The sequence below is a fragment of the Microbacterium sp. genome, from assembly GCF_035556355.1.
Classification (GTDB): domain Bacteria; phylum Actinomycetota; class Actinomycetes; order Actinomycetales; family Microbacteriaceae; genus Microbacterium.
In genome coordinates this window covers 1-22,358 of sequence record NZ_DATMFG010000020.1, presented here as the reverse complement: position 1 = coordinate 22,358, position 22,358 = coordinate 1, and the positions used below count along the sequence as shown (strand labels likewise).

Here is a 22,358-nt window from a genome sequence, read left to right as displayed (position 1 = left end):
TGCTCGGGTCTTACGCGTGGCTGGAGCGGCTGCCCTCCTGTTGGCGCCCATCGGCGCCGGTGGTCTGCTGCGGGACGAATCCCGCGAGCGGGTTCTCCTCGCACGCACTCACGGGCGGGCGAGAGAGGTCGTTCCTACGCTGGATGGTCACGCGCACGGGGCCCGCGCCGGAGCGGGGCCGCGGCGGGGAAGTCCGGTGGGAGTGGTCACCCGACGGCTTGGGGATGCCACCGCCGGAGTCCTTGTGCTTCGCGAGCGCCTCCTCGCCGAAGCCGCGCACGCACTCCGGGTCGGGGCCGTCGAGGGGCAGTCCCGTGAAGAACTTCGCGGCCATGCAACCGCCCTTGCACGTGTCGAAGAACTGGCACGACGAGCATGCGCCGCCCGACTGCGGCTGCCGCAGGCGCGTGAACAGCTCGGACTCGCGCCACACGCGCTCGAAGCCGCCGGGCTGGCGGATGTTGCCCGCGAGGAACTCGTCGTGGATGGCGAACGGGCAGGCGTAGACGTCGCCGACGGGGTCGATGAGGCACACGACGCGGCCCGCGCCGCACAGGTTCAAGCCGGGCAGTGCCTGGCCGTAGGCGGACAGGTGGAAGAAGGAGTCGCCCGTCAGGACGTTCTCGCCGTTCGCGACGAGCCAGTCGTACAGCTCGCGCTGCTGCGGGGCGGTGGGGTGGAGCTCGTCCCACACGTCGGCGCCGCGCCCCGACGGGCGCAGGCGGGTGAGGCGCAGCTGCGCGCCGTAGCGGTCGGCGATCGCCTTGAACTCGTCGAGCTGCGGGATGTTCGTGCGCGTGCACACGACCGACAGCTTGAAGTTCTTCATGCCGGCATCCGCGAGGTTCTGCATCGCCCGCATCGCGGTCTCATACGACCGAGGTCCGCGGATCGCGTCGTTGACGTCGGCGGTCGCGCCGTCGAGCGAGATCTGCACGTCGACGTAGTCGTTCGCGGCCAGCATCGCCGCGACATCCGGCGTGATCTTGACCCCGTTGGTCGAGAACTTCACCCCCACGTGATGGCTCGTGGCGTACTCGACGAGCTCCCAGAAGTCCGGGCGCACGGTCGGCTCACCGCCGCCGATGTTGACGTAGAAGACCTGCATGCGCTCGAGCTCGTCGATGACGGCCTTGCACTCCTCGGTCGTCAGCTCGCGCGGGTCGCGTCGTCCGGAGCTCGACAGGCAGTGCACGCACGAGAGGTTGCATGCGTACGTGAGCTCCCACGTGAGGCAGATGGGCGAGTCGAGCCCGAACTCGAACAGGTCGACGAGCCGCGTGCCCGTCGTGGGACGCGTCGGTGCGTCGAGGGCGATCGTCATGCTGCTGCGCGCTCCTGGATCATGTGTGACTCGGCGAGCGTGTCGAGCGCCCGCAGGTATCGGCCCTGCTGATCCGCGGCGACGCCGGCGGCCTCGCACGCCGAGCGCACGCTCGGAGCATCCGCGAGGCCTTCGACGATCGCGAGCAGTGTGCGGTCCTTGAGGAACGACAGCTTGCGGGTGCCGAAATGGTAGAGCAAGGCGCCGAACGGCTCAGGCCTCACCGAGACCTGGGGGTGCAGGCGCCACGCCGAGTCGGGGTTCACGGGTCTTGCGGCGCGAGTCAGTAGACGCCGCACATGCCGTCGATCGAGATTTCCTCGACGAGCGTGTCGACCTCGATGACGTCCTGCGCAGCGCTCTCCGGTTCTGCCACAATCTGCTTCGAGTCCATGGGATGCTCCTTCATGGGGCTGGTCATCTTCTTCGATGCCCCGATGCGGGCGATACTAATGACACCGAGTGCCGATTGGAAGAGTCCCTTGCCGAAGGGCCTCCCATCCATCGGAAGCCGCCCAGACTCGCGGCGCCATGAGGAGGACGAATGACGCTCGACGCGGATCGTCTCGAAGCGGATGCCCCCGCCCCCGCACCCGAGTCGCAACGCGCTCGCATGGGCCGTGCCCCCGTCACCACCCACGGCGACCTGAGCCACCTCGCCCTGTCGCTGTTCCTCGAGCGCGGATTCGACAAGACGACCGTCGACGACATCGTCCAGGCCGCCGGCATCGGCCGCCGCACGTTCTTCCGCTACTTCGCGTCCAAAAACGACCTGCCATGGGGCGACTTCGACCGCCTCCTCGACGAGATGCGCGCCCACCTCGAGGCGGTGCCGGACGACATCCCCCTGATGGACGCGCTGCGCGAAGCGGTCGTCGACTTCAACCGCTTCCCGGAGGAGGAGCTGACCTTCCATCGCGAGCGCATGTGGCTGCTGCTGAACGTGCCGAGCCTCGTCGCGCACTCGACGCTGCGGTACGCATCGTGGCGGCAGGTCATCGCGGAGTACGTCGCCCGACGCCTCGGGGTCGGGGTGGACTCACTCACGCCGCAGGCGATCGCGTGGTCGTGCCTCGGACTGTGCCTCGCCGCATACGAGCAATGGCTCGCGCACGACGACGTCGACCTGCTGGAACTGCTCGACGCGTCGTTCCGGCGTCTCGCTGCGGCGTACACGGGCGACGCATGACGCGGATCGTGGTGGTCGGCGGCGGGGCCGCAGGCGCTCCGCTCGCCGCCCGGCTGAGCGAGGATCCCGATCGCGAAGTCGTGCTCGTCGAGGCGGGTCCCGCCCCCGAGCGGTTCCCGGCCGACCTGCTCGACGGCACGACCGTCCGGGGCGCGATGCCGGGACATCCGTACAGCTGGTCGTACCTGGGCCGCCTCACGCCCGACCTGCCCTACACGATCGCGCGGGGGCGTGTGCTCGGCGGCTCGAGCGCGATCAACGGCGGGTACTTCGTGCGCGCGCGCCCCGGCGACTTCGACCGATGGGCGGATGCCGCGGGTCCCGCGTGGTCGTACGAGCGGGCGCTGCCCGTGCTGGAGGCCCTCGAGAGCGACCGCGACTTCGGGTCGCGAGAGGGGCACGGCTCGTCGGGGCCGATGCCGGTCGCGCGCCCTCGGCAGGACGGCGTCGTCGTGCGCGCGTTCACGACGGCCGCACGCGAGCTCGGCTTCGCGGACGAGCCCGACAAGAACGCGCCGGGTGCGCCGGGGATCGGGCCGGTGCCGGCGAACGTCATCGAGGGCGTGCGCGTCAACACTGCGCTCGCGTACCTCGCAGACGCGCGCGATCGTCCGAACCTGCGGATCGTCGCCGACTCACGCGCGCTGCGCGTGCGCTTCGAAGGGACTCGGGCGGTCGGCGTCGAGACGACGTCCGGCGTGATCCAGGGCGACGAGGTCGTGCTCTGCGCGGGTGCGATCGGCACGCCGCACCTGCTGCTCGTGTCGGGCGTCGGACCGCGCACGCACCTCGAGTCGGTCGGGGTGCGGGTGGTGAGCGATCTTCCGGTGGGCGAGGCCTTCAGCGACCATCCCGACATCGCGGTCGGGTGGCAGGCGCGTCGGCCCGTGTTCGACCCCGGCGAGCGGTTCGCGTTCCCCACGGCGCTCAACTTCTCCTCCGGGCTCTCGGGCGGCTCGGACGGCGACCTCGAGGTGCTGCTCTCCGTCAAGCCGCTCGGGTATCTGCTGACCGGGTCCACGCGGACGCTCGCCGGCGGCCTGCGGGCGGTGGCGCGGCATCCGATCCGCACCCTTCGCGGAGTCATGGGGGCCTCAGCGCGCCGCATGGCGGCCCAGCTCGCGCACGCGGACGACCTGCAGCTCATCGTGGGCCTGCAGCGGCCGGAGGGGCGCGGGTCGATCACGCTCCAGTCGGACGACCCCACCGCGCCGCCGCGCATCGACTACCGCTACCTCGAGGAGGAGTCGGACCTCGCGCGCATGCGCGTCGGCATCCGCACGGCCGCCGCGCTCCTGCGCTCGGACGCATTCGACGGGCAGCTCGATCGGCTCACCGAGCTCGACGACGCGACGCTCGACGACGACGCGCGCCTCGACGCGTGGATGCGCGCCCACCTCGGCACGGCCATCCACCTGTGCGGGTCGGCGCCGATGGGTCCGGTGCTCGATGGCGAAGGCCGCGTGCACGGCGTCGAGGCGCTGCGGGTCGCCGACACGTCGATGCTCCCGGACGTCCCGTCGCGCGGACCCTTCGCGACGGCGGTGTTCATCGGCGAGCACGTCGCGCGGCTGATGCGCGGGTGACCGCTCTAGGCTGAACGGGTGAGCGACTTCACGGTCCGGCGGGCCCGTACCGCCGACATCCGGGGCATCCAGTCGATGCTCGAACCGTACGTGCAGCGGCGCATCCTCCTCGGCAAGGACCTCGTCGTGCTGTACGAGTCGACGCAGCAGTTCGTCGTCGCCGAAGACGCGCACGGCCACCTGATCGGCTGCGGCGCCCTGCACGTCATGTGGGAGGACCTCGGCGAGATCCGCACGCTCATCGTCATCGACGAGTGGCTCCATCGCGGAGTGGGGCGGGCGCTCGTGGAGAGACTCGAAGCGGATGCGCGCGAGCTCGGCCTCAAGCGCCTGTTCTGCCTCACGTTCGAGGTCGAGTTCTTCCAGCGCCGCGGGTTCTCGCCGATCGGCGAGATGATCGTCGACCCCGACGTCTACTCGCAGCTCGTGCGCAGTCCCGACGAAGGTGTCGCCGAGTTCCTCGACCTCGCGCACGTCAAGCCGAACACGCTCGGCAACACCCGCATGCTGAAGGTGCTCGACCCGGAGTAGACCCCGGTCGCTGAGCCCGTCGAGGCGTGGGCTACCGCCCGCGGAACTCCGGCTTGCGCTTGTCCTGGAACGCGGCGAAACCTTCGCGGTAGTCGTCCGTGTCGCACAGCGCGGCCTGCGCGGCGTTCTCGTGGTCGACCGACTCCCACAGTCCGAGCCGCTCGTCGCGCAGCCGCCGCACGAGCTCCTTGCTCGCGAGGAACGCGCCGGTCGCGCCATCCGCCGCTGTCTTGGCCGCCGACTCGGCTGCCGCCAAGACCTCGTCCGCCGGGAACACCTGCGAGAACAGACCGGATGCCACGGCCTCCGTGCCCGACATGAGGCGCCCCGTGTAGATGAGGTCGAGGGTCTTGTGCGCGCCGAGCCGCTCGAAGAAGAGCGCGTGCCCACCCGAGTCGAGTGTCGCCCCGAGCGCCGCGAACGGCGAGCCGATCTTCGCGGTGTCGGCGACGTACACGACATCTGTCGCGATGAGAAGGCCCAGCCCGACGCCGAGGCACGCACCGTGCGCGGCCGCGAACGTCGGTGCGGGGAACACCGACATGCGCCGCAGCAATGGCGTGACGAGTCCGCCTAGGTATCCCATGACATCGTCGTCGCGGGGGTCGACGCCCGAGATGTCGCGGCCGGCGCAGAATGCGCGCCCCTCGCCGCGCAGCACGAGGGCGCGGACCCCGGATGCCTCGGCTTCGTCGTACGCGGCGCCGAGGTCCTTGAGCGCCTGCTCGCCGAGCGCGTTCAGCTTCTCGGGGTTGTTGAGAACGACCGTGGCGACCGCGTCGTCGATGGTGAGGTCGATCATGGGACTCCATTCATCCGTCGTAGTCGACGACGACGCGGTCGGTCGTCGGGTGGGACTGGCAGGTGAGCACGTATCCGCGCTCGAGCTCGTCGGGTTCGAGCGCCCAGTTCTCCGTCATCCGCACCGAGCCCGACACGAGCCGCGCACGGCACGTGCCGCACACGCCGCCGGTGCACGCGAAGGGTGCGTCCGGGCGCACGCGCAGCGCCGCGTTCAGGATCGTCTCGTGCGCGTCGACGGGGCTCTCGACCGTCGACGAGACGCCGTCCAGCGTCAGTTCGACCGTGACGACAGGCTCTCCGCGACGCACCTCGACGTTGCGTGGTGCGACGGGTGCCGGCTGCCCGGGCTCGCCGGTCGTGAAGAGCTCGTACCGCACGTGCGCGCGGTCGACGCCGACATCGGCGAGCACATCGCGGCACAGCTGGACGAGGTCGAGCGGCCCGCACAGGAACCATTCGTCGACCGTCTGGGGCGGCAGGAGCACGTCGAGCATCGTCCGGAGCTTCGGCTCGTCGATGCGGCCCGACAGCAGGGGAGCCGTGCGCTGCTCGCGCGAGAGCACGTGGTGCAGTGCGAGCCGGGCCGGGTAGCGGTCCTTCAGCCCGCCGAGCTCCTCGAGGAACATCACGTCGCTCGTGGAGCGGTTCGTGTAGATGAGCGTGAACCGCGACGTGTCGGAGCGCGCGAGCACGGTCGCGGCGAGCGCCATGAGCGGGGTGATGCCCGAGCCCGCGGCGATGCCGGCGACGTGGCGCCCGTCGAGGTCGGCGAGCGCCGACGTGAACGACCCCTGCGGGCTCATGACGTCGAGGCGGTCGCCGGGTCTGAGGCTGCCGTGCGCCCACGTCGAGAAGCGGCCGCCGATGTCGCGCTTGATGGCGATGCTGATCGATCCGGTTCCAGATGCCGCGCCCCGCGTCGGCGGCCGGCACAACGAGTACGACCGGCGCACCTCCTGGCCGTCGAGGTGCGTGCGCAGCGCGACGTGCTGCCCGGCGAGGTAGTCGAATTCGCCCCGCAGCTCTTCCGGCACGGCGAACGTCACCTCGATCGCGTCGTCGGTGAGCGGCCGGACGTCGGCGACCTCGAGTTCGTGAAATCGTGCCCGCCCCTTGCGCGTGCCGCCGACGGCGCTCGCGAGGAATGCCTCGGCGAGTTCGGGCGCGTTGTCGAGCGTCGAGTGCTCGTCGGTCGCGGGCGCGTGCGGAAGCCGTGCCTCCATCAGTGCACCTTGAACCAGTCGAACGGCTCGAGGCACGAGCGGCACTCGAACAGCGCCTTGCACGATGTCGACCCGAACCGCGACACCTCGCGCGTGTCGAGCGATCCGCAGCGCGGGCACTTCACGCCCAGCGCGACGCGGATCGGCCCGCGTGCGGCCGCGCGGCCCGTCGGCGGGGCGATGCCGAACTCGCGGAGCTTCTGCTTCGCGGCATCCGTCATCCAGTCCGTCGTCCACGCCGGAGAGAGCACCGTGCGAACCTCGACGTGCTCGAAGCCGGCGTCGGTCAGGGCGAGAACGAGGTCGTCGCGGATCGCATCCATCGCAGGGCATCCGGAGTACGTCGGCGTGATCGTCACCACGGCACGTGTGGGATCGTCGGCGTCGACGCGCACGTCGCGCAGGACTCCGAGGTCGGCGATCGTCAGCACGGGGACCTCGGGGTCGCACACGGATGCCGCGACCTCACGAGCGACGGCGAGCCGGGAGTCGAGCGCGGTCGTCACCATGTCGCCCCCGGGTGCTGTCTCGCGAGCACCTGCATCTCGGCGAGCAGGTGTCCGAGCGCCGAGAAGTGGCGGCCGTGGCGCCCACCGCCGGCTGAGACGAACGCGCCCTTCGCGTTCGGGTCGGGCACGTCGAGCTCCGCCTCGGCGAACACCTCGGCGATGACCTCGTCGAAGCCCGCGCGCAGACTCGACGGACGCACCGCGACACCCTCGTCGGCGAGGCCGTCGGTGAGTGGCTCGTCGCGGAAGAGCTCGTCGACGTACGGCCACATGTCCCCGATCGCGCGGATCATGCGCCGGCGCGACTCATCGGTGCCGCCCGCGAGGCGCAGCGTCCACTGCACGGCGTGGTCGCGGTGATAGTCGACCTCCTTGAGGGCCTTGTCCGCGATCGCCGCGAGCGTCGGATCCGTCGATGCGCGCAGCGCCCCGTACAGCTCGAACCAATAGGCGGATGCCGCGAGCTGCCGCGCGATCGTGTGGGCGAAGTCCCCGTTGGGCTGCTGGAACAGCCATGCGCACCGGAAGTCGCGCTCGTCGCGCCAGTACGCGAGGTCGTCCTCGGATCGCCCGTCGTAGGAGCCGGCGTAGTGCAGCAGCGACCGGGCGTGGCCGAGCAGATCGAGGGCGATGTTCGCGAGCGCGACATCCTCCTCGAGCTCGGGGGCCCGAGCGATCCAGTACCCGAGCTGCTGCGACAGGATGAGCGCGTCGTCGCCCAGCCACAGCGCGTACTCGGCGATCTCGGCGGATGCCGCGCGCCCGCCCTCGCCCGCGAGCTCGGCAGCGAGCGCGATCTGGTCGACGGTGACTTCGCCGTGGAGGTCGACGTCGGGCGCAGCGTCTGAGGTTTGGGGCGGATTTCCGACTTCGGGGCGTACTTCGTCCGCCCCGAAGTCGGTTTTCCGCCCCGAACCGGCTGCGGTGGTGGGGGTCTGCCCGCTCACAGGTGCGGCACCCCCTCCGTCGCCGTGTAGTACACCGCGTGGCGGTAGTTCTTGCCCGCGGGGCTCTCGAAGAAGGCGCCCTTCGCGTCGGGGTCGCTCGTGGTGATCGCATCCGCCGGCACGACCCAGATCGATGTGCCCTCACCGCGCCGCGTGTAGAGGTCGCGCGCGTTGCGCAGCGCCATGTCGGCGTCGGGGGCGTGCAATGACCCCGCGTGCACGTGGCTGAGGCCTCGATTCGCGCGCACGAACACCTCCCACAAGGGCCACGTCTCGCGGCCTTCGGCTCCCGGAGTCGCCATCACGCCACCGCCTTCTCGGCCTTCGCGGCCTGCTTTCGGGCGTACTCCGCCGCGGCCTCGCGCACCCACGCACCGTCTTCGTGTGCGTCGCGTCGACGCTGCAGCCGTTCGGCGTTGCACGGTCCGCGGCCGGAGAGGACCTCGCGGAACTCGTCCCAGTCGATCTCGCTCATGTCCCACCGGCCCGTTTCCTCGTTCCAGCGGAGGTTCGGGTCGGGCAGAGTCACACCGAGGATCTCGGCCTGCGGCACCAGCATCCCGATGAACCGCTGGCGCAGTTCGTCGTTCGAGAAGCGCTTGATCTTCCACGCCATGGACTGCGCCGAGTTCGGCGACTGGTCGTCGGGAGGGCCGAACATCATGAGCGAAGGCCAGTACCAGCGGTTCACCGCGTCCTGCGCCATCTCGCGCTGGGCGTCCGTGCCCTGCATGAGCGTCAGGAGGATCTCGAAACCCTGCCGCTGGTGGAACGACTCCTCCTTGCAGATGCGGATCATCGCGCGCGCATACGGTCCGTACGACGCACGGCACAGCGGCACCTGGTTGCAGATCGCGGCGCCGTCGACGAGCCATCCGATCGCACCCATGTCGGCCCACGTCGGGGTCGGGTAGTTGAAGATCGACGAGTACTTCGCGCGCCCGTCGATGAGCTGCTGCGTCATCTCGTCGCGGGTGATCCCGAGCGTCTGCGCCGCCGAGTACAGGTACAGGCCGTGGCCGGCTTCGTCCTGCACCTTCGCCATGAGGATCGCCTTGCGCTTGAGGCTCGGCGCCCGCGTGATCCAGTTGCCCTCGGGCTGCATGCCGATGATCTCGGAGTGCGCGTGCTGCGAGATCTGCCGGATGAGCGTCTTGCGGTACGCCTCGGGCATCCAGTCCCGCGGTTCGACGCGCGAGTCGGCGTCGATGATCGCGTCGAAGGCGGCCTCTTCGGGCGAGCGCTCGACGACGTCGTCGAGGGTGGTGGTGGTCATCGTCGACTCCTGACGGATCACGATCCGAATTACAGACCGTTCGTTCAGTTATTATGCCACCACGCGGCGGATGGGTGTCACCCGGGCCGATCCGTCGACAGGATCAGCGGAAGACCTCGACGGGACAGCGGACGCCCGCGGCCTGCGCGATGCGGGCGTCGCCCGTGAGGAGGGGTGCCCGGAGATGCTCATAGCTGCTCGTTAGTGAGCAACCCGACGATCCGTCCTCCAAAGCGCGCAAGCGCCCCACCGGACATGCGGCCGGTTCCGATTCGAGCGCGGCGATCCCACCCAGCCACTACCGAGATTATCGTTTGTCGATGTAATGTATCGAGAAACGATACGGAAGTCGCATGAACGGTTGGGTCACCGGGCTGGCGAAGCTCGCCTGTGCGCTCTTGGTTCTGCTGCTGATTCCCGTGCAAGCCGTGATCATTCCGCTTGCGGCGAGTGAGACCATGGCGAACTTCCCCGACTACCGCCCCCTAGCGATCGCGGGGATCGTCTGGGCCATCGTCGCGGTGGCGTGCATCCAGTCGGTCCTTGTCCTCCTGTGGGTTCTGCTGTCGATGGTTGGCCGTGGTCGCATCTTCGTTCCCACAGCGTTGGGTGTGCTGACGGCGATGGCGTGGGTTGCGGCGGTGTTCACCGGACTGATGGCGCTCGCCTTCGCAGCGCTGACTGTCACCTCTGCGCTCCCCGGCTTGGTCGCCATCGGACTCATCGCGGGGGCGCTCATCGGTGTGATGGCGCTCCTGGTCTTCATCGTGATTCGCGGCCTCCTCTCCACGGCGACGAGCTACGCTGCCGAGCTCGCCGAGGTGATCTGATGCCGATCGTCGTGAACCTCGACGTCGAACTCGCCAAGCGGAAAATGACGGTGAATCAGCTCGCCGCAGCGATCGGCATCACACCCGCCAACGTCTCCGTTCTCAAGAGCGGGCGCGCGAAGGCAGTCAGGTTCTCCACGCTCGAGGCGATATGCCGGGTTCTCGGGTGTCAGCCCGGCGATCTCCTGGTCTACGCCCCCGATGAAGTGCACGACTCGTGAGTTCACCCCTCGAGGACACCCCGCGAGAGGCGAACTCACGGCGCCGCCTCGAAGATGCCCGGGTCGATTCGAGTCGTCTGGATGTTGAACACGGTGGGCGGCGCGTTCGGGTCCAGGGTGTCCCACTGGTCTCGGCCGACCTGGAGGCCGCGGTTCCAGGACGATCCCGTGCTCCCACGCGTTCGAGCAGGTGTTGGGCGAGAGGCGCACGCCAGCACGCGTCCACCAGAAGCACACGCTGATGATGCGCTTCCCCGAGTAGACGTTCGCGGCGGCGTAGCCGTATCCCCGATACATCAGGTAGAGGATCTCCTCGGCGTACGCGCAGCTTGAGCCCCAATAGACCAGGTGCGCGCCCTCCTTCACTGTGATGCTGTACCCGGAGCCGCCTCCCATGAGGACGACATTGCCGGACGCGATCGTCATGTCGGGGCAGCCGGAGCGGACGTCGATGATGATCGGGCGACCGTCCTTGGGGCCCGTCGCCCACGACCGCATTAGGCTCGGTCTCAACTCGACCCGGAGACCTTCGATGACGACGGAACCGACCGATCCCGACCGCGCGGGCGCGGCATCCGTTCGCCCCACGCGCGCCATGATGGAGCGCGATCTTGCGTCGGCGGCGCTCGGCATGGTCGTCGTGCACGACGAGGCGGGGCACTCCGTCGTGAGCATGATCGTGCGCGACGACATGACGAACGGATTCCACATCACGCACGGCGGCCTCGTGTTCGCGCTCGCCGACACCGCGTTCGCGATCGCGTGCAACGAGGACGAGCGCATCACCGTCTCGCAGGGCGCCGACATCACCTTCCTGAAGTCCACGGCTCCCGGCCAGAAGCTCACCGCCACCGCACGTCGCCGCGTGCGCACCGGCCGGTCCGGGCTCTACGACGTGACCGTCGTCGACGACCAGGGCGACATCGTCGCCGAGTTCCGCGGACGCTCGCTCACGACCGACCGCACGCTTCCGCCGGCCTGACGGCACGCGCACGCGTATCACGCGCGCCGCCCGCGCCTCCCCTCTTCCAAGAAGCATCGCCGCCCGTGGCATCCGAAGCTCCGGATCCGGCCTGCCTGCTGTGAGGAGAGGATCACGACGGTCTGGGGAAACGGTCTGGCCACGAGGCCGGACGTTTCGAACGGGGGGCAATTCGGCGCACCGCGCCCGGGCGGCCGCACGCACGCGGGCGCCGACTTCATCGGCTACAGCGAGCTCCGGGCGATCGAGCCCGGGAACGTGACCTTCGCCGGGGTGCTCAACTCCGCGGCGGGCGTCTCCGTCGCGATCGATCTGCCGAACCAGATCGACGGGCAGATCGTGACGGTCGTGCGCATGCACATCCAGCCGGGCTCGCTCCGGGTGATGAGGGGGTCCCAGGTCGTCGCGGGTCAGCCCATCGGTCTGATGGGCGAGAGCGGCAACGCGCAGGGCAAGTGCGACCACGTCGAGGTCCGCTTCTTCCGCGGCGGCCAGCTCGTCAAGACGGTCGACCCCGTCACGTGGATCGCGAACCGCATGGGCCAGCCGGTCCCGATGCCCGCCTCGATCCAGCAGCGCGTCTCGAAGGCGTTCGTCAACGGGCGCGTGGCGCCGTCGCGCCAGGCTCCGATCCGCGGGTCGCTCGCCGCGGGCATCGCGGGCACCTTCAACGCCTTCACGCGCGGCGAGATGGTCGAGGGGAACGACATCTGGTTCCGCGGCCACTTCACCGGCCTCTGGTTCTGGTCGGGTGCCTTCACGAGCACCTCGACGCAGGGCCTCATCAAGGTCTAGCGGGACTCATACGGTCGCGACCGCGGCGTGCTCCTTCGCCACGAGGGTGAGCACGTCGTAGGTCGCGACCGTCTCGTCGCGCTGGTTGCGGATCACCGCATCCCAGCGCACCTCGCCGTAGTCCTCGGTCTCGCGCGGCGTGATCTGCTTCGCCGTCAGCACGACGCGGATCTCATCGCCCGGCGACACGGGCGTCAGGAACCGCAGGTTCTCGAGGCCGTAGTTCGCGAGCACGGGGCCCGGGTCGGGGTCGACGAACAGCCCTGCCGCCCACGAGACGAGCAGGTAGCCGTGCGCGACCCGGCCGGGGAAGAACGGGTTGGCGGATGCTGCATCCTCGTCCATGTGTGCATAGAACGTGTCGCCCGTGAAGTGCGCGAACGTCTCGATGTCCTCGAGGGTGACGGGCCGGGGTTCCGACGCGAACTGGTCGCCGAGGCGCAGCTCGGCGAGCGACTTGCGGAACGGATGCACGTCCTGACGCGCCGGCGCGCCCTCGTGCCACACTCCGGTGAGTGCCGTCAGCATCTCGGGCGATCCCTGCACGGCCGTGCGCTGCATGTGGTGCAGCACCGCGCGGATGCCGCCGAGCTCCTCGCCGCCTCCCGCCCGGCCGGGACCGCCGTGCACGAGATGCGGCACGGGCGAGCCGTGGCCCGTGGATGTGCGGGCGTTGTCGCGGTTGAGGAAGAGGACGCGGCCGTTGTACGCGCCGATGCGCGAGAGCAGCTCCACCGCGACGGAGGGATCGTTCGTGGCGACGCTCGTGACGAGCGAGCCGCCGCCGCGGTCGACGAGGCGAGCCGCCTCGTCGAGCGTCGAGTACGGCAGGAGGCTCGCGACGGGCCCGAACGCCTCCACCTCGTGCACGGCGTCCGGCGCGTCATGGCCGAAGCCGACGAGGATCGGCGCGACGAACGCGCCCTCGGGCGCCGGCGCGACCGTTCCGTCGGCGTGGACGACGGGCGGGGCATCCGTCGACCCGACCAGCACGCGACCGCCTGCGGACTTGAGCGCCGCCACCTGCTTGAGCACGTCGTCGCGCTGCTCGGTCGACACGAGCGGACCCATCGTCACGGTGTCGTTGTGTGGGTCGCCGATGACGACGCGGCTCTCGATCGCGGTGCGCAGCGCTTCGACGACGGCGTCGACGGATGCCTCGGGAACGATCGCCCGCCGGATCGCGGTGCACTTCTGGCCGGTCTTGCTCGTGAGCTCGACCATGAGCTGCTTGATGTAGGCGTCGAACTCGGGCGTACCCGGCTCGGCGTCGGGCCCGAGCACCGACGCGTTGATGGAGTCGGTCTCGACCGTGAAGCGCACGCCGCCCGTCTGCACGCTCGGATGTGCCCGCAGCCGCTCGGCGGTCGAGGCGCTTCCCGTGAAGCCGATGAGGTCACCCAGCCGCAGGTGGTCGAGCAGATCATGCGCCGACCCGCTCAAGAGCTGCAGCGAGCCGGCGGGGAGGAGCCCCGAGTCCACGAGGATTCGCACCCAGGCCTCCGCGAGGTAGGCGGTAGGCGTCGCGGGCTTGACGAGGGTCGGCACACCGGCGAGGAACGCGGGTGCGAACTTCTCGAGAGCGCCCCACACGGGGAAGTTGAACGCGTTGATCTGAACCGCGACCCCGGGCAGGCGCGAGTAGATATGCCGCCCGAGGAATGTGCCGTCCTTCGACAGCATCTCGACCGGGCCGTCGACGATCACGGACGAGTTCGGCAGCTCGCGCCGGCCTTTCGACGAGTAGGTGAACAGCACGCCGATGCCGCCGTCCACGTCGATCATCGCGTCGCGCTGCGTCGCTCCGGCGTGCTTCGACAGCTCGTAGAGCTCCGCCTTGCGCTCGGTGAGCGCCTGCGCGAACTGCTTGAGCAGCAGCGCGCGCTGGTGGAACGTCATGGCCCCCAGGCTGCGCTGCCCGACCGTGCGGGCGTGCTCGAGCGCACCCGCGATGTCGGCGCCTGCCGCGCTGACGCGCGCGAACTCCTCGCCCGTCGACGCGTCGCGCACGACGGTCGCGTCCGACGCGGCATCCGGTCTCCACCACTCGTCGCGCAGGTAGCTCGCCACGATCTCCGTCATCACCTGTCGTTCCATTCGTAGAAGCCTCTGCCGGTCTTGCGCCCGAGGTCGCCCTCGGCGACCATGCGACGCAGCAGTTCGGGCGGGGAGTAGCGCGGGCCGAGCGTGCGCTCGAGCTCTTCGGCGATCGCGAGGCGCACATCGAGCCCGACGATGTCGGTCGTCCGCAGCGGCCCGATCGGATGCCGGTATCCCAGCTCCATCGCCGCGTCGATGTCTTCGGCGCTCGCAACGCCCTCCTCGAGCATGCGGATCGCCTCGAGTCCGAGCATGACGCCGAGCCGGCTCGATGCGAACCCGGGGCTGTCGCGCACGACGATGGGGCGCTTGCCGAGCGCGGAGACCCAGCCGTACGCCTCGTCGACCACCGCGGAGTCGGTGGCGGAGCCCACGATGATCTCGACGAGCTGCGACGACGGAACGGGGTTGAAGAAGTGGAGGCCCAGGAACCGCTGCGGGCGTGTGAGGCTCGCTGCGAGCGCCTCGATCGGGATCGACGACGTGTTCGTCGCGAGCACCGCGTTCGGGGCGATCGCGGCCTCGGCGCGCGCGAGCTCGGCGGCCTTGAGGGTGCGGTCCTCGGGCACGGCCTCGATCACGAGGCCGCACGACTCGAACAGCGACACGTCGGTCGTGATCGTGAATGCGGACGACAGCGCGTCGAGCGGCGAGAGCGGCTCACCCGCGGCGGCGGAGCGCTCGGCTGTGCGACGGAGGGAATCACGGATGCGGCGGCCCGACGCATCCGCCGATTCGCGGTCTCGCTCGACCACGACCACGCGCGCGCCCGCCACTGCGAACGCATGCGCGATGCCCGAGCCCATGCGCCCGCCGCCCAGCACGCCGACGCGCGCCGGCACTCGGGCCGGCCCCGCCTCGGCGGCGTCGGTGGTCGTGGCGCGAGCGGTGCCGCGCGCATCGGTCGTTGAGCGTGCGAAGCGAGACGAAGGGTCAACGGAGCTCATCGCTTCTTCCTCTCGAGGAACTCGGTCATGCGGCGGAACTTCTCGGGACTCTCGAACAACTCTGCCTGCAGCTCGAGCTCTATGTCAGGGTGCGCCTCCGCGGGAGCACGCAGCGCTCGCTTCGTGTGCATCGTCGCGAGCCGGTCGTTCGCCGTGATGCGGTCGGCGAGCGTGTGCGCGGCGGAGAGCAGCTCGTCGGGTTCGTGGAGCGACGAGACGAGTCCCCACGCGAGTGCCGTCTCGGCGTCGAGCACGCGGCCGGTGTAGAGGAGCTCGCTCGCCCGCGCGTCGCCGACAAGCCGCGGCAGAAGCCATGTGGCGCCGGCAGCCGCGATGATGCCGAGGCCGGTCTCGGGGTTGCCGATGCGCATGCGGGGTGTGCCGATGCGCAGGTCGGCCGCATACGCGAGCTCTGCGCCGCCGCCGAGCGCCCAGCCGTCGATCGCGGCGATCACCGGCATCGGCAGCGCCTTCACGCGTCGGAAGGCATGCGCGTTGATGCCGCGCCGCGCGTCTTCGGCCCGGCGGTCGCGCAACTGCGCGATGTCGGCGCCGGATGCGAACACGCCGCCGGCGCCCGTGAGGATGAGCACCGCGGGCGACGCCTCGAGCCCTTCGCACAGCGCGTGAAGGGCGTCGATCATCGATTGATCGATCGCGTTGCGGGCTTCTGGACGGTCGAGGGTCGCGACCACCCGATCGCCGAGTCGCTCGACGCGCAGGCAGACGCGCGTCGCGGGCTCGGGCATCGTCGTCCTCTCGATCGCCATTACTTACCGATCGTTCAGGAATTATGGCAGACGCGCCCCTCATCCGCCACCGCCGGTGACAGACTGGAGCGCGTGACGACCGCCGCTGATCCGCCCGTCGCCTCCCGTCGAGGCCGCCCGGGCTACGACCAGGACGCGGTGCTCGATGTCGCCGTCGCCGTCTTCAACGAGCACGGGTACGACGCCACGTCGATCGCGGCCCTCGCCGACAGGCTCGGGCTGTCGAAGTCGGCCCTCTACCACCACTTCGATTCGAAGGAGCAGCTCCTCGGCGTCGCGCTCGAACAAGCACTCGGCGCACTCGAGGGAGTGCTCACCGAGCCCGGGGCGACCGAGGGCACCGCGACCGAGCGGCTGGCCTTCGTGCTCCGCGGGGCGGTGCGCGTGCTCGTCGAGCGTCTTCCTTATGTGACGCTCCTCCTGCGTGTGCGGGGCAACAGCGCCGTGGAGCGGTCGGCCCTCGAACGCCGCCGCACGTTCGACCACGCGATCACAGCGCTCGTACGCGAAGCGCAGCGCGAGGGGTCGGTGCGCGCCGACATCGAGGCATCCGTCGCCACCCGTCTCGTGTTCGGCATGGTCAACTCGATCGTCGAGTGGTACCGGCCAACCGGTCCCGAGGGTGCCGACGAGCTCGCCGACGACGTGCTCGCGGTCGCGCTCGACGGCCTCCGCACGCGCTGAACACGGGCGTGCCGCCGGGGCGGGGCGCGGGGCCCGACCTACCCTGGACGCATGAGCGGCACGACACGGCGACGGCGGCATCCGCCCGCGGTGTATCGGCGCCGGCGGCTGACGGTGCTGCTGGGCCTGGTGATCGTGATCGCGGCGATCTGGCTCCTCATCGCACAGCCCTGGCGCAGCTGGGCTGACGCGTTCGCATCCGCGTCGACTCCGACTCCGTCGAGCAGTGAGACGACGGATGTCACAACAGCGATTCCCGTGCCCGAGACCGCCGGTTCGCAGACGCCCGCTCCGGAGGAGCCCGGGCCCGAGACGCCATCGGCGCCGCCCGAAGATGCCGCGCCCCCGCCCGCCGCGCCGGCGATCGAACCGTGCCTCGCGCGGGACGTGACCGTCGAAGCCGTCACCGACCAGGACACGTACGCGCCGGGGCAGAATCCGCAGCTGTCGATCCGGCTCACGAACGTCTCCGCGCAGGACTGCACGATCAATGTGGGAACCGCGACTCAGTCGTTCGTCATCACGAGCGGCAGTGACACGTGGTGGCGTTCGACGGACTGCCAGTCGGAGCCGAGCGATGTCGTCGTCACGCTCAAGGCCGGTCAGTCGGTCGCGAGCGCCGCACCCCTCGTATGGGATCGCACGCGCTCGTCGGTCTCGACATGCGGCAGCGCGGAGCGTCCGCGGGCCGCGGGCGGCGGTGCTTCGTACCACTTGAGCGTCGAGATCGGCGGTTTCGCATCGACGACGTCGAAGCAGTTCCTCCTGTACTGAGACTATCCGCGTGATTCCGCGGCAACCGGGGCGATAGTCCGCAACCGGTCCGCAAAAGCCTCAGAAACGGCCTGACGGGAGGACTCGTCACGGTCCGGCCACAGGTGCCCGTAGGTGTCGAGTGTCGTCTTCGCGGACGTGTGTCGCAGGCGCGCCTGCACGGTCTTGACGTCGAGGCCCGCGGCGATGAGGAGGCTCGCGAAGTAGTGGCGGAGATCGTGGATCCGGAATCCCTCAGGCAGACCCTTCACCGTTCTGCACGCGGCGCTGAACAGCGCGTTCGCCATGCTGGGAGACATCTGCCTCCCCCACGGGTTCACGACGATGGTGTCGCTTCCGTACTTCGCCGGCATCCGGTTGAGCTCCAACGCGACCTCCTGCGGGATCGGGATCGGGTTCCGGGACTCGTCAGTCTTCAATGGCTTGCCGCCGTACTGGATCGCGGGCGTGACGACGCCTCGCATGAAGTCCACGTCCTGGACCCGCAGCGCGATGATCTCGTTCCTGCGGAGGCCGACGAACGCGCCCAGAATGACGATCCCGCGGGCGTGCTCGGGAAGGGCGTCGTAGATCGCCCAAATCTGTTCGGTGGACGCGACGTACGGGCGCTGAGAACCGCGACCGGGCGATGTGCGTCGAGACACGGGGGAGCGGGCAATGATCCCGTCATGTACCGCGTCGATGAGGATCTGACCCAGGCGGGCATGCAGCGCCGCAACATACGACTTCGCATACGTGCTCTCAAGGCTGCGCGTCCACGCCTTCACATCAGACGGTTTGATCGACTGGATCTGCCGCGACCCGAACTGTTCCTTGATGAGCTTCACGTGCACGCGGGCTTGAGCAACCGTGGACGGGCGTGCGGAGTACCCCTCAAGCCACCGGTCGCACCATTCCCCAACAGTGATCTTCGAGTCGCGCGGCGACGTCCAACTTCCGGTGACCAGCTTCGCGGTCTCCTCGTCGAGCCACCGCTGCGCGTCCCGCTTCAGCTTGAAGTGCCGCGCGTGCTCCTTCCCCGTCGCGTCGCGGTAGCGGGCGCGCCATGATCCGTTAGGGCGTTGCTTCAGGCTCGCCATCGTCGGCGTCCTCCCTCATGTTGAAGATGAACGGCGAGCCGGGAGAGTAGACGGCGCGGCGGCGGCGGGCTTTGAGGAACCGGCCTGCGGGTGTGTCGGCAGGCTTCTCCTCTGCGCGCGTCTCATCTCGCAGGGCAGCGGCCTCCTCCGCCACGTCGATCTGGAGGTAACCCTCGATGTTGCGAATGGTGTGCTCCACCGCGTCACGAAGGCTCTTGTCAATGCCGCTGTCGCGGATCTCATGAAGGCGAGGGAGGTATTCCTCGAGCGCGAGTTGCGACCGCGTGACCATCACTACCGAGTCCCGGAATGTCATGTACCTGAGGCGCGCCGACCGCGCACGTGACTCGTACAACGCGATTTCTTCGAAGTCGGACGTCATGCTGTCGACGCTGACCTGGAAGATTCGCCCGATCACCTGTGCTTCCGTGAGACGCACCGGGCGGGTGCCTGCTTCGATGCGGGAGAGGGTAGACGTGTTCATGTAGCGGATTCCCCGCTCCTGCATCTGCGCAACGAGCTCGGCCTGCGTCACGCCGCGCTCCTCTCGAATCGCACGCAACTGTCGGCCATACCGCTCGTCAAGGGCTGAAGTGTCGTCAGGTGCCACCCTCCCACTATCTCACAACTGAAAGAGCGGCGCGCCCAAATTTGACAAACGCTCCCTAGGTCCCTATTCTGGGAGTACCAACCTTGCAGAAATGCAAGCCAACAGGAGGGAGCGACATGAAGCGGAACGCTTTCGGGGAGCTGCTCACGGTCGAAGAAGTCGCGGCAATGCTCCGACGCACGCCGGCTGCGCTGCGATACCAGATCCACATGGGCACCGCGCCCAAGAGCGCGATCATCATGGGCCGGCGGATGTTTCGCCGGGAGGACGTGGAGGCGCACATTGCAGCCGCGTTCGAGGTATCCGCCTAGCGGTGACCGTCTACAGGACGTCGACCGGCACGCGGAGGATGTTGGATCCGCACCAGGTCGACAAGCTTCTCAGACACGGGATGCAGAGACTCACTGAAGCAGGCATGGTGTTCACCCACAACGGGCGCACCGCCATCGCCGGAATCAGTCACGCGAAGCTCGCCCGCATCATCCGTGAACACCTGCGGCAGCACGACTACGACACAGTTCTGCTCCGCATCGACCAACTCGTCGACAGCATGATCGGCGGCGAGTGGGAATCACATCGACACACCCGAGACGTCGGGGGCAAGAAACGCCCCCCCCGGCATAAGAAACGGCCCTGACCTGAGTGTGCAGCTCAGCCAGGGCCAGGACCAGAACCCCACCAACCACGGAAAGGGAACCGGCTATGTCTGTTTATAGCGTACACCAACCCACCCCCACAGAGCCCACTGCCACGCGGTCTGATACACGCCGCCAGTGTGAGGTCGGGGCGAAGTTGCAGGGGGCTCGGGAGGCCGCGGGCCTGACCCGCGAAGACCTCGCGCACCGCATGCACCTGATCGTCGACCACCGCATCGACCGGCTCGGGCACATCGAGCCGAAGTGTTCGAAGCACGAAGCCCGGATGCTCGTCGACGTCCGTCAGCACGAGCGCATGTCGCAGCGGCGATTCGAGGAGCTCAGGGCGGAACGTCTCGCGCAGGGTTGGGACCGGGAAAACCCCCTCGAGACCCACTGGAACATCTACTTCGACGCGATCAGCTTCGGACCCGCGGACGCGACCGAGGAGCAGCTTCGAGCCGCTGTCGCCAAGTACGAGAAGGCGCGTATTGCGGAGGTGCATCGTCGTCGCCGTGAGCGGGAGGCGGCGCAGTCCGCTCGGATCGTCGCGGCGGTGAGGTCCGGTGACGCGAAGGCGACGGCCTCGCTCGTCAACAACGAGAACAACATCGACATTCTGGCGGCGGCGCTGCGGATGCTCGTCGACAACTGACCCTTCGGGGGTCCGGCCTACGGGTCGGACCCCTTCTTCTACTTCACAACTTCACATCGGAGCAGCAATGACCAAGACCAACAAGAAGCCCGGGAGGGCAACCCGACGACAGACCAAGTGGACCAAGTTCCGTGAGGCCCGTGACCGCATCGCTGAGGCACGCGACCGTGCTCGAGGCGGTGAGGCGCGATGACAGATGCAAGGCTTCCGGGCTACTGGCTCACAGAGCTCCGGTTCATGGACATGTCCGACCGTCTCTGGCGGATCTTCACCAACGCTCTGATGTGGTGCGCCGAGCAGGGCACGGACGGGGCGGTGCAGTCCCGCCACTACCGGTTCCTGTACTCGGACGGTGTGACCGAAGACGACATCGACAGCCTCGTCGTCGCGGAACTGGCGGAGCGCACCGACGACGGCTTCCAGTTGCAGGGCTGGGCTGATGATCGTGGCCTCAGGCAGTCCTCAGCGGCCACTGTGCACGCGTACCGCGAGCGCAAGCGTAAGAACCAGGCCAAGTATCGCGAAGGTCTCAGATCGCGTTTGGAGTCCGGTGACGTTACCGGTCACGTTGCCGAACACGTAGGCGTAGGCCCCCAAGAAGTTAATTCAGTTAAGGGGGCCTCTGCCTACGTGACCGGTAACGCGGATCTTCGTCTCGACGCGAAGAAGGTCGATCCCACTGTCTGTGCGAAGCACCCGGACGGCGACGCCGGGGTGTCCTGCTGGGGATGCAAGACGGCTCGTGAAGCGCGGGCGGCGAGTGAGCCCAAGAAGATCGCGTTCGATCCGGCTGAGGTCTTCTGCGCGAAGGGGAACCACAAGTGGCTCGCGGACGGCACCTGCAACTACTGCCCGGAGAAGCGTCGAGTCGTCCCCAAGAACGAGGAGTGGATGTACCGATGAGCGCACCGAAGCCCAGCAATTGGGACGCCCTCTGCCGTGCGTGGAACGACCCCTACGCGTTCGCTGCCGAGCTCGCGAAGTACTACGCCCAAATCGGTGAACCCAACCCCGACATCACCGAACCGAGACGGCAGGTGAACGCATGAAGCACGTCGTCGTCGCTGAATGCCTCACCTGCCACCCGTGGGTGCGTCTCTGGCCCAATGCGGTAACCAACCTTCCCGTTCGGCAGACGCTCCACGAACCCCACTGCCCCAACTACCCCAAGCTCTCCCGATCCGACCTGGAGGCCCTAAGTGGCGACTGAACAAGACCCTTCGCAGATGTCCTTCGAGGAGTGGGACAGGTGGCGTCGGGAAACCGGACGCATCAACCGCCGCCCGTTGTCGAGGGAGGCAGCCATGAAGTGGCAGCGCGAAACCTACGGCAACAGGGCACCGACGCAGAAGGAGGTCGAGGTGAGGCAGGCGCTCGCCGCCCTCCTCAACCTCCGCGACCAACTCGAGGAGAACAAATGACCCCCTACACCCCCCGACCCCCACGCGACTACGAAGCCGACCTCGACGCGGCCATGTCCGACTGCTACCGCTGCCACGCCCTCACCCCCGAACAACGCGAAACCCACAAGACCAGGTGCATGCGCGAAGTCATCGCCAAACAAACCCAACCCCCGAACCTGCTGCCCGAAACCGTATGGCCCAACGGCAGATTCCGAACCCCCAAGAGAAAGCAGACACGCCGATGACCTGGACCGAAGAGCAAGAAGCCGAACTCCGCGAACTCGCGAACCGGCTCTTCCCCCGCGAACAACAGACCGAAGCCAACCCCACGGACCTCTTCAACCTGAAGCGCCCTGGGTCTGATGGAGACTCGCGCTATTTGATTCCGACCAGCAGTTCGCGGTCGGCTTGGACAGCATAGAACGCGTTCTCGAACTCGACGGGCGGGACGTCGCCGAGGTAGCCATGGAGACGTTGCGCATTG

Annotated in this window: 29 protein-coding genes; 15 read left to right on the top strand and 14 right to left on the bottom strand. The window is 68.7% G+C overall.

The genetic code is table 11. From position 1 onward, the window contains the following. Positions 1-10 precede the first annotated feature (10 nt). From mftC to mftA, 3 genes are read right to left on the bottom strand one after another with little or no spacing between them, the layout of a single operon-like run. The gene (mftC, locus tag VNR19_RS04460) at positions 11-1,324 is read right to left on the bottom strand and encodes a mycofactocin radical SAM maturase (protein WP_325724300.1); all 1,314 of its coding nucleotides are present in this window, start codon (positions 1,322-1,324) and stop codon (positions 11-13) included. Beyond that, positions 1,321-1,590: a mycofactocin biosynthesis chaperone MftB gene (gene mftB / locus VNR19_RS04455; protein ID WP_325724298.1), complete on the bottom strand. Its 270-nt coding sequence runs from the start codon at positions 1,588-1,590 to the stop codon at positions 1,321-1,323. The genes mftC and mftB overlap by 4 nt, the downstream gene beginning before the upstream one ends. A 17-nt stretch (positions 1,591-1,607) precedes the next feature. Beyond that, complete coding sequence (gene mftA / locus VNR19_RS04450; RefSeq protein WP_325724296.1) at positions 1,608-1,718, bottom strand: mycofactocin precursor MftA; 111 nt, start codon at positions 1,716-1,718, stop codon at positions 1,608-1,610. A 150-nt stretch (positions 1,719-1,868) separates the two neighbouring features. Between mftA and mftR the strand changes: the two genes are divergently transcribed. From mftR to VNR19_RS04435, 3 genes are read left to right on the top strand one after another with little or no spacing between them, the layout of a single operon-like run. Next, a complete protein-coding gene (gene mftR, locus VNR19_RS04445; protein WP_325724294.1) occupies positions 1,869-2,513 on the top strand; it encodes a mycofactocin system transcriptional regulator MftR in 645 nt (214 codons plus the stop codon). Then, positions 2,510-4,099, top strand: a complete 1,590-nt coding sequence (locus VNR19_RS04440) for a GMC family oxidoreductase N-terminal domain-containing protein (RefSeq protein WP_325724292.1) — start codon at positions 2,510-2,512, stop codon at positions 4,097-4,099. Before mftR ends, VNR19_RS04440 begins: the two co-directional genes overlap by 4 nt. A gap of 18 nt (positions 4,100-4,117) precedes the next feature. Then, positions 4,118-4,630, top strand: coding sequence for an amino-acid N-acetyltransferase (locus tag VNR19_RS04435; RefSeq protein ID WP_325724290.1), 513 nt, complete (start codon positions 4,118-4,120; stop codon positions 4,628-4,630). A 31-nt stretch (positions 4,631-4,661) separates the two neighbouring features. Here VNR19_RS04435 and VNR19_RS04430 read toward each other — a convergent pair whose 3' ends face one another. The 6 genes from VNR19_RS04430 to paaA are packed head-to-tail and all read right to left on the bottom strand — an operon-like array spanning position 4,662 to position 9,389. Continuing rightward, positions 4,662-5,432 (bottom strand): enoyl-CoA hydratase/isomerase family protein, encoded by a 771-nt coding sequence (locus tag VNR19_RS04430; RefSeq protein WP_325724288.1) that lies wholly within the window; start codon positions 5,430-5,432, stop codon positions 4,662-4,664. A gap of 10 nt (positions 5,433-5,442) precedes the next feature. Then, positions 5,443-6,657: a 1,2-phenylacetyl-CoA epoxidase subunit PaaE gene (gene paaE, locus VNR19_RS04425; protein WP_325724286.1), complete on the bottom strand. Its 1,215-nt coding sequence runs from the start codon at positions 6,655-6,657 to the stop codon at positions 5,443-5,445. Next, the gene (paaD, locus tag VNR19_RS04420) at positions 6,657-7,166 is read right to left on the bottom strand and encodes a 1,2-phenylacetyl-CoA epoxidase subunit PaaD (RefSeq protein WP_325724284.1); all 510 of its coding nucleotides are present in this window, start codon (positions 7,164-7,166) and stop codon (positions 6,657-6,659) included. The genes paaE and paaD overlap by 1 nt, the downstream gene beginning before the upstream one ends. Beyond that, on the bottom strand, positions 7,160-8,113 hold the full coding sequence (paaC, locus tag VNR19_RS04415; RefSeq protein ID WP_414684119.1) for a 1,2-phenylacetyl-CoA epoxidase subunit PaaC: 954 nt from the start codon (positions 8,111-8,113) through the stop codon (positions 7,160-7,162). Before paaC ends, paaD begins: the two co-directional genes overlap by 7 nt. Next, positions 8,110-8,415 (bottom strand): 1,2-phenylacetyl-CoA epoxidase subunit PaaB, encoded by a 306-nt coding sequence (gene paaB, locus VNR19_RS04410; protein ID WP_325724282.1) that lies wholly within the window; start codon positions 8,413-8,415, stop codon positions 8,110-8,112. The genes paaC and paaB overlap by 4 nt, the downstream gene beginning before the upstream one ends. Next, positions 8,415-9,389, bottom strand: a complete 975-nt coding sequence (gene paaA / locus VNR19_RS04405) for a 1,2-phenylacetyl-CoA epoxidase subunit PaaA (RefSeq protein WP_325724280.1) — start codon at positions 9,387-9,389, stop codon at positions 8,415-8,417. Before paaA ends, paaB begins: the two co-directional genes overlap by 1 nt. Positions 9,390-9,742: 353 nt before the next feature. On the opposite strand from paaA, the gene VNR19_RS04400 reads away from it, so the two are divergent. The 4 genes from VNR19_RS04400 to VNR19_RS04385 all read left to right on the top strand — a co-directional run bounded on the left by VNR19_RS04400 (position 9,743) and on the right by VNR19_RS04385 (position 12,217). Beyond that, a complete protein-coding gene (locus VNR19_RS04400) occupies positions 9,743-10,219 on the top strand; it encodes a DUF2975 domain-containing protein (RefSeq protein ID WP_325724278.1) in 477 nt (158 codons plus the stop codon). After that, on the top strand, positions 10,219-10,440 hold the full coding sequence (locus VNR19_RS04395; RefSeq protein WP_179490645.1) for a helix-turn-helix domain-containing protein: 222 nt from the start codon (positions 10,219-10,221) through the stop codon (positions 10,438-10,440). The genes VNR19_RS04400 and VNR19_RS04395 overlap by 1 nt, the downstream gene beginning before the upstream one ends. Positions 10,441-10,972: 532 nt before the next feature. Continuing rightward, positions 10,973-11,422, top strand: coding sequence for a hydroxyphenylacetyl-CoA thioesterase PaaI (paaI, locus tag VNR19_RS04390; protein ID WP_325724274.1), 450 nt, complete (start codon positions 10,973-10,975; stop codon positions 11,420-11,422). Positions 11,423-11,506: 84 nt separating this feature from the next. Next, a complete protein-coding gene (locus tag VNR19_RS04385) occupies positions 11,507-12,217 on the top strand; it encodes a peptidoglycan DD-metalloendopeptidase family protein (RefSeq protein WP_325724327.1) in 711 nt (236 codons plus the stop codon). A 6-nt stretch (positions 12,218-12,223) separates the two neighbouring features. Here VNR19_RS04385 and paaZ read toward each other — a convergent pair whose 3' ends face one another. Genes paaZ through VNR19_RS04370 form a run of 3 tightly spaced genes read right to left on the bottom strand, consistent with a single transcriptional unit; the run spans position 12,224 to position 16,034 of the window. Beyond that, entirely contained in the window at positions 12,224-14,299 is a 2,076-nt protein-coding gene (gene paaZ / locus VNR19_RS04380; protein WP_325724325.1) for a phenylacetic acid degradation bifunctional protein PaaZ, read from the bottom strand. Continuing rightward, positions 14,299-15,264, bottom strand: coding sequence for a 3-hydroxyacyl-CoA dehydrogenase family protein (locus VNR19_RS04375; RefSeq protein ID WP_325724272.1), 966 nt, complete (start codon positions 15,262-15,264; stop codon positions 14,299-14,301). The genes paaZ and VNR19_RS04375 overlap by 1 nt, the downstream gene beginning before the upstream one ends. Then, a complete protein-coding gene (locus VNR19_RS04370) occupies positions 15,261-16,034 on the bottom strand; it encodes an enoyl-CoA hydratase/isomerase family protein (protein WP_414684118.1) in 774 nt (257 codons plus the stop codon). The genes VNR19_RS04375 and VNR19_RS04370 overlap by 4 nt, the downstream gene beginning before the upstream one ends. 72 nt (positions 16,035-16,106) lie before the next feature. Here VNR19_RS04370 and VNR19_RS04365 point away from each other — a divergent pair, with 72 nt between their 5' ends. Both VNR19_RS04365 and VNR19_RS04360 read left to right on the top strand, forming a co-directional pair. Next, positions 16,107-16,718 (top strand): TetR/AcrR family transcriptional regulator, encoded by a 612-nt coding sequence (locus VNR19_RS04365; RefSeq protein ID WP_325724270.1) that lies wholly within the window; start codon positions 16,107-16,109, stop codon positions 16,716-16,718. Between the two features lie 51 nt (positions 16,719-16,769). Further along, positions 16,770-17,492 (top strand): hypothetical protein, encoded by a 723-nt coding sequence (locus VNR19_RS04360; protein ID WP_325724269.1) that lies wholly within the window; start codon positions 16,770-16,772, stop codon positions 17,490-17,492. A gap of 2 nt (positions 17,493-17,494) precedes the next feature. Here VNR19_RS04360 and VNR19_RS04355 read toward each other — a convergent pair whose 3' ends face one another. Both VNR19_RS04355 and VNR19_RS04350 read right to left on the bottom strand, forming a co-directional pair. After that, complete coding sequence (locus VNR19_RS04355) at positions 17,495-18,571, bottom strand: tyrosine-type recombinase/integrase (protein ID WP_325724268.1); 1,077 nt, start codon at positions 18,569-18,571, stop codon at positions 17,495-17,497. Next, complete coding sequence (locus VNR19_RS04350) at positions 18,546-19,181, bottom strand: helix-turn-helix domain-containing protein (protein WP_325724266.1); 636 nt, start codon at positions 19,179-19,181, stop codon at positions 18,546-18,548. The genes VNR19_RS04355 and VNR19_RS04350 overlap by 26 nt, the downstream gene beginning before the upstream one ends. 116 nt (positions 19,182-19,297) lie before the next feature. On the opposite strand from VNR19_RS04350, the gene VNR19_RS04345 reads away from it, so the two are divergent. From VNR19_RS04345 to VNR19_RS04320, 6 genes are all read left to right on the top strand, one after another. After that, entirely contained in the window at positions 19,298-19,492 is a 195-nt protein-coding gene (locus VNR19_RS04345) for a helix-turn-helix domain-containing protein (protein ID WP_325724264.1), read from the top strand. Positions 19,493-19,494: 2 nt separating this feature from the next. Further along, positions 19,495-19,818 carry a hypothetical protein gene (locus VNR19_RS04340; RefSeq protein ID WP_325724262.1) on the top strand — a complete coding sequence of 108 codons (324 nt, stop codon included), beginning with the start codon at positions 19,495-19,497 and terminating at the stop codon, positions 19,816-19,818. Between the two features lie 155 nt (positions 19,819-19,973). Beyond that, the gene (locus tag VNR19_RS04335) at positions 19,974-20,471 is read left to right on the top strand and encodes a hypothetical protein (RefSeq protein WP_325724260.1); all 498 of its coding nucleotides are present in this window, start codon (positions 19,974-19,976) and stop codon (positions 20,469-20,471) included. Between the two features lie 189 nt (positions 20,472-20,660). After that, complete coding sequence (locus VNR19_RS04330) at positions 20,661-21,374, top strand: hypothetical protein (protein WP_325724258.1); 714 nt, start codon at positions 20,661-20,663, stop codon at positions 21,372-21,374. After that, positions 21,371-21,520: a hypothetical protein gene (locus VNR19_RS04325; RefSeq protein WP_325724256.1), complete on the top strand. Its 150-nt coding sequence runs from the start codon at positions 21,371-21,373 to the stop codon at positions 21,518-21,520. Before VNR19_RS04330 ends, VNR19_RS04325 begins: the two co-directional genes overlap by 4 nt. Positions 21,521-21,888: 368 nt before the next feature. Then, a complete protein-coding gene (locus tag VNR19_RS04320) occupies positions 21,889-22,119 on the top strand; it encodes a hypothetical protein (RefSeq protein ID WP_325724254.1) in 231 nt (76 codons plus the stop codon). Positions 22,120-22,358 lie beyond the last annotated feature (239 nt).